This window comes from Ruminococcus sp. OM06-36AC, assembly GCF_003438725.1.
Lineage (GTDB): Bacteria > Bacillota > Clostridia > Oscillospirales > Ruminococcaceae > Ruminococcus_C > Ruminococcus_C callidus.
Genome location: NZ_QSTT01000054.1, coordinates 577 through 3117, shown reverse-complemented (window position 1 = coordinate 3117; position 2541 = coordinate 577). Strand labels below are relative to the sequence as shown.

Sequence of the window (2541 nt, the reverse complement as noted above, 5' to 3'; positions counted from 1 at the left end):
AGAATGCTATTGATTGGGTTTAATAGCATTAATAGAGCGTCAAATTCCAGTTTGTAAGGGTAACTACATCTATAAAATCAACATCTCCCTCTCATCATAAACACTCACCCCAGAATTACCAAGTCCACAGCGAATCGCACGGTCAAGAGCCATGATCATGGCAACCGCACCGTCAATCTTCTCTGTGGATTTTTCTTTGTCCGGCTTGATGTTTCCGGCAGGGTCACGGCGAATGAAGATATTGTCCATCATCCACCTTAAAACAGGGTGTCCGTTGTGGGCAAGTGTTTGTTCCAAGGTCAGCTTCATCAGTTCTTTGGTCGGTGGTGACATATCTTTGTAGCCTTGCCCGAACTGCACAAGCGTGAAACCCAGTCCCTCCAGATTCTGTGACATCTGCACCGCACCCCAACGGTCAAATGCAATTTCTTTGATATGGAATTTCTGTCCCAGTTCATCAATGAAGTTTTCGATAAAACCATAGTGGACAACATTGCCCTCAGTAGTTTTCAGATAACCTTGCCGTTCCCATACATCATAGGGAACGTGGTCACGTCTTACACGGAGAGGCAATGTTTCTTCCGGCAGCCAGAAGTATGGCAAAATGTAATAATGTTCATCATCTTCAATAGGTGGAAAGACAAGTACAAAAGCTGTAATATCCGTTGTGCTGGAAAGGTCAAGACCACCATAACAAATACGACCTGCAAGCATCTCTTCATCAAATGATACCTTGCATTTATTCCATTTCTCCATCGGCATCCAACGCACCGCCTGTTTTACCCACTGATTCAAACGCAGTTGCCGAAACGCATTTTCCTCGCCCGGCGTTTCTTTTGCAGAGTTACACGCAGCCACCACCTTATCCATGCCGATGGTCTTATCCAGACTTGGATTTGCTTTTTTCCAAACCTTCGGATCAGTCCAGTCCTCGGATTCATCAGCACCATAAATGACCGGATAGAAAGTCGGATCATGTTTTCTGCCTTCCAGAATGTCCTTTGCTTTTTGATGTACTTCATAGCAGATTGAATTTGTATCAGTTCCGGCAGTGGTGATAAGAAAATACAAAGGCTGCATTCTGGCATCACCGGAACCTTTGGTCATAACATCGAACAGCTTTCGGTTCGGCTGCGTATGCAATTCATCAAACACAACCCCGTGGATGTTGAAACCATGCTTGGAGTAGGCTTCTGCCGAAAGCACCTGATAGAAGCTGTTGGTCGGGATGTACACGATACGCTTTTGTGATGTCAGGATCTTCACTCGTTTGGAAAGGGCAGGGCACATTCGCACCATGTCGGCAGCTACATCAAAAACAATGGCAGCCTGTTGGCGGTCGGCAGCACAGCCGTAAACTTCGGCACGTTCTTCACCGTCACCGCAAGTTAATAGCAGAGCAACGGCAGCAGCAAGCTCTGATTTGCCATTTTTCTTCGGAATTTCAATATATGCTGTATTAAACTGACGATAGCCATTCGGTTTCAGAATGCCGAACAAATCACGGATAATCTGTTCCTGCCAGTCCAGCAATTCAAACTTTTTTCCTGCCCATGTGCCTTTGGTATGACCAAGGCATTCGATAAAGGAAACAGCATAATCTGCCGCCTTTTTGTTATACTTGGAATCCTCCGCCATAAAACGGGTCGGTTTAAATCTTGCCATTGTTCTCACCCCCAACAAAAAAGACCTGCCAAAAAGCAAGTCTGCATCATTTATTTTAACGCCCTCAAGGGGCAGTTTTGTAATCGAGATTCTATTCCCATTGTAACCATGTTACCATACAAATTCAAGGATCGCAAGCGGCTAAATGAACAGAAAAAACGCCGAAATTTCTATGGCTTCTTGTGTATCATACACGAATCAAAATCAGGTGTACGACCACCAGAGCCTTTCGGCTCCGGATTGTGGATTTGGTTTTGGAAGAATCAGTTGTACTGTTTCAGCAGGATCGCCAGTGCAGTTTCGGTTTCCTCATCCTCCGGCGGAATATCCATGCCCCGGTCGAAATTGAACACCGTTTTGCCATTCCGCCGCAGGGAGATTTTCGAGGCTCTGCCTTCCTCATATCCAAAAATGGAAGGCTCCTCGTAATGTTTCACCCAGTAGTGAAAAATGCTTGTTCCTACCTGAATTGTTCCTTCTGTCCACATTGTTTTTTCCTCCAGTTTTCGTTGCTTTTGCCTCTTGGCATGATGTATATTACCATAAACCAAAGGAGAAGTCAACGAAATTTCCGGCATATTCTGCACAAAGAGGAAGGCAGAAAATTGTGTATGATACCAACCAAAAAGCAAGCCCCACGTCGCCCTGTGTGGGGCATTTGTAGGAAAGGGAAAACCACTCGGAGAAAACAAAACTACGCCGGACAGGGCAACACAGCGGCTGTACGAGCCGCAGCCCCTTTCGGGGCTTTGGTCTTGGATTGTGGGTTTTGGATTACCGTCCGGTCTGGCACTCCCATTCAAATTCGCAGGCGTTTTCGTACTCCTCATCAAAAAGGGCATCGTCATCGATTTCCTTTTCCGTAAAGTCGATGCT

General features: G+C 45.8%; 2 protein-coding genes. Both read right to left on the bottom strand.

Annotation, left to right across the window (positions count from 1 at the left end):
* Nucleotides 1–69 precede the first annotated feature (69 nt).
* Nucleotides 70–1674 (bottom strand): terminase TerL endonuclease subunit, encoded by a 1605-nt coding sequence (locus tag DXB92_RS13020; RefSeq protein WP_341473052.1) that lies wholly within the window; start codon nucleotides 1672–1674, stop codon nucleotides 70–72.
* A 254-nt stretch (nucleotides 1675–1928) separates the two neighbouring features.
* Complete coding sequence (locus DXB92_RS13015; protein ID WP_117734204.1) at nucleotides 1929–2153, bottom strand: hypothetical protein; 225 nt, start codon at nucleotides 2151–2153, stop codon at nucleotides 1929–1931.
* Nucleotides 2154–2541 lie beyond the last annotated feature (388 nt).

Excerpts from the sequence above, each read along its gene's own strand:
- DXB92_RS13015 (WP_117734204.1), bottom strand. The coding sequence starts at position 2,153 with ATGTGGACAGAAGGAACAATTCAGGTAGGAACAAGCATTTTTCACTAC.